The organism is Bacteroidota bacterium (assembly GCA_036522515.1).
In the GTDB taxonomy this organism is placed as follows: domain Bacteria; phylum Bacteroidota; class Ignavibacteria; order UBA10030; family SZUA-254; genus VBOC01.
On the sequence record DATDFQ010000009.1, the window covers coordinates 1 to 3,502 of the forward strand.

A 3,502-nucleotide genomic window follows, 5' to 3' on the forward strand; every position below is an offset into this window, starting at 1 on the left:
GCATACCGGTAGATGGCGGGTTCGCGCAACCCGAAGTAGATCGCCGACGAGAAGTGCCGGTCCGCCAGTTTGTAATTCCTCAGATTCGTATAGAGAATCCCCAGGTTCGCATGGGCCAGCTTCTGCGTGGAATCCATCGCGACAGCCTGTTCATTGTACTTCACGGCTGCGGCGGTGTCATGGCGGTTCGCGTATTCCACTCCGAGGTTGAGGTACACGCCCGGGTCACGGCTGTTCGCCGCGACGGCATGCAACAGTGCGTCGAAGTACTTCTGGCGCTCACCCACCCTCCGGTAGACGTCGGCGATATTTGCAAGTATCCGGGGATTGTGATCGTCTATTTTGAGATAGAGCTCGTAATAGGTCCGCGCGTCCTTGTAGTTTTGGGTGTCGAAAAAGTAGTTCGCAAGAGCCTCATCGAATACGATTTGTGCGCTCAAAGACAGATACTTCGGGCTGTTCAGAAGCTTCATTCTGCTCAGATGACGATCCGCACTTCCATTGATCCCGATCCATGCGGCGGTATGGAGGAGCGTAACTCCGGCAATCATTGTGAGGATATAGCGGCGAGACTTGAGGCTGATCGGCCGGCTTAAGAGGTAGACGTTGAGAATCATCAACGGAGTGAAGAAACTAGTGAGTAGATCCCAGTCGCGCGCCATCCCGAGCGCGGAATTGATGATCCACGTGAAAAGTAGTCCGAACCCTGACACCACGAGCAGGAAAATAAACGCCGGATCGGTCCAATGGAGTTCTCCGGAATGAACTATCAGAAGGGTGAGGGTGATCGCAAGCCCGAAAGGCAGGATCAGCAGACTCCCGTTTAGCCAATCCCAGAAATGAGCGGGGGAGAACATCGGATAGGCGAAGTTTCCGCCAACGGCGGTGAAAGGCTGCAGAAAATCGACACTGCCCGAGGTGATGTGGCGGAGAAAGTCATTCAAATTGAATCCTATGGCAAACAGTGATGCGACTATTACCGCCAGAAGCCCCGCGGTCGCGAGGATCGCGCGCAGCCGATTCTCCCCGAGCTTTCGGTACACAAGGATCAGGATCCCCGGAAAGAAAATTAGGTTCCCAAGGTGAAGTCCCACCATCACCGCGTAGCAACAGATCGGTATGATCACGGACATTCTTCTTTCGGCGGCGAACCAGCCAGTCACAACAAAGACGGCCGTTAAGACATACTGTAGAACGTAATTCTCGACATACCCGAAAAAGAACTGGCTGCCCGCGCAGCCGAAGATGATGCAGCCGAGGAGAACCCGTTCCAGGGGCGGCCGATCGAGCGACCTGAGAAACAAGAACACAAGGATTACAAACAGGGCGCAGGAGATGAGATCGATTCCCTCGTAGACGTCGTAGGGTTTTACCGAACCGCCGGTGGCATAGAATGCCATAAGGGATCGAAAAATCCAGATCATGAGCGGCTGGTTGCGGAAGCTTGCGACGAGATCGGCGCCCCACTGAGACTGGTTGATCGAGCGAAGGAGCACGGCCCCGTCTCCGAGCAGATGAAGCTTGGCGGGGAACTCAACTGCACACGCAAGGATGATACCGCCGACAATCACGATACTTACGATGAGAGGTAGCCTCGCGAGAAACCGCACGCCGCTCTCAACGAACCCCAGCAGCCATGTTTGTGTTTTTGGGATCAGAAGAAGCAGAGCAATGCAAAGCGAACCGAGGGAGATCCCGGGCCCATAGAATCCGAAAACGTGGACTCCCCAATTGTCATGGGATGGTTGGAGCATCCCCCACACGTGGAGAAGAACAATCAGCACGCCAAAGAACAGGAGAATCTGCGACGATCGCTCCTGACCGGCCGCATTCAGCCTACTGTCATCCTGGGGGCGCGACCCTTTGTCATCCTGAGGGCGCGTAGCGCCCGAAGGATCTCCCCGCTTCTCAGACCTTATCTTCCCCCTCCTTCTCGCCGTCATCTCAAACCACCTGGCATTCCGTGCATTCGCACCTTGATCGCTTCGAGAACAGGTTGAACGCGTTTGTCACCCGGAGCCATCGACATATAGGAGTCGAGGTAGTGGAGCGCCTTTTCATCATCGTCGATCCTGAAGAAGGCATACCCGGCGCAATAATAAAGAACCGGTTCGCGCATTCCGAGCGCGATTGCTTCGGAAGCGTACTTGGCAGCCAGCGGATAGTTCCTCTGAGTCATATAAATGATGGCGAGGTTCGCATGAGCCTCGCGGGAAGACGGATCGATTTCCAGCACATGCCTCATCATACCAATGCCGGAAAGCGTGTCCTTCCGTCTGACGTATTCATTTCCCAGATTCAAACAAATTGTGGCGTCAGCTGTCCCCGAACGGGCGGCTTGTTTGAGCGTTTCGTAATACCGGTCCCTCAGCCCCAATTTGTCGTAATCGGCGGCAAGATTTCCGAGGATGCGGGGATTGAGGCTGTCGATCGTCAGGTAGCGTTCGTACCAGACCCTCGATCGATCGAAATCGTTCTTGTGCCAGAAAGCCTTGCCGAGCGCTTCATAATAGATTACCGGAAATGTTCCGACCAACCCCGGGTTTGTGAGGACCTCCGCCCGCTGAAGGTGCCGGTCTGTGTCGGCGTTGATCCCGATCCACGCGCCAACGCGCAAAACACCCAGGATCACCATAACAGCGATGACCTGATGGCTCTCCCTCCCAAGGCGGAAGTAGGGAAGCAGCAAATAGATTGCAAGAAAATGGACGGGGATTAGAAAACTGACCAGCAAGTCCCAATCTCTCGCCATGCCGAGCGCCGCATTAAAGATGAACGTAAAGGCGACCCCACATGACGCTGCGGTCAGGAGGAAAAGGGCCACCGGAGACGTCCATCGAACCTCGCGGGCTGACAAGAATGCGAGCACCGGGATCAGAAAACAACCGAAGGAAAGGATAAACAGAGAAGCGTTCGTCCAATCGATGAGATGAAGAGATGAGAAGATCGGGTAGGGTCCTCCCGGAGACGATTTCAAGAACGGAAGCATATCGAGTCGAACCCCGGCTTCAATTCGGCTTATGAACTGTTCGGGCGAATAATTGCTCAGGTGGAAAAAGAGCACCGAGCCGATGATGCCGCCCGCCATCAAGACGACTGCCTCAATCTTTCGTTCGCGCCAGACATGATAGAGGAGAATGAGGGGAGCCGGGAGAAAGATGATGGCGCCGAGATGCAAGCCGATCATCAATGCAAACGAGATGATCGGATAGATCGGTCGAATTTTCCGCTCAAGAGAAAGCCACCCCGTAATCATGAACGCCATCATGAACACGCTCAACAGAGCGTAATTCTCCACATACCCGAAGAAAAATTGCAAACCCGTCTGAAAGAATAGATAACCCCCGATCAAGAGTTTCTCCAAGGGAGACACATTCAAGAAGTGCAGGAACAAAAGGAGAAGAAGTATAAACAACAAAGCTGCCACATCGTCCAGTATCTGATAAGTATATCCGACATCGACTGATGCCCCACCCCCGAGGAGGTATTGAACACCGCAGAG

Annotated in this window: 2 protein-coding genes; both read right to left on the reverse strand. The window is 54.1% G+C overall.

Annotated features, from left to right (window positions below; genetic code table 11):
* The coding region (locus VI215_01205) for a tetratricopeptide repeat protein (GenBank protein ID HEY6190923.1) at positions 1-1,610 on the reverse strand (1,610 nt) is incomplete at its 3' end.
* A gap of 329 nt (positions 1,611-1,939) precedes the next feature.
* Positions 1,940-3,502, reverse strand: a 1,563-nt coding sequence (locus VI215_01210) for a tetratricopeptide repeat protein (GenBank protein ID HEY6190924.1), incomplete at its 5' end; no start/stop codon positions are given.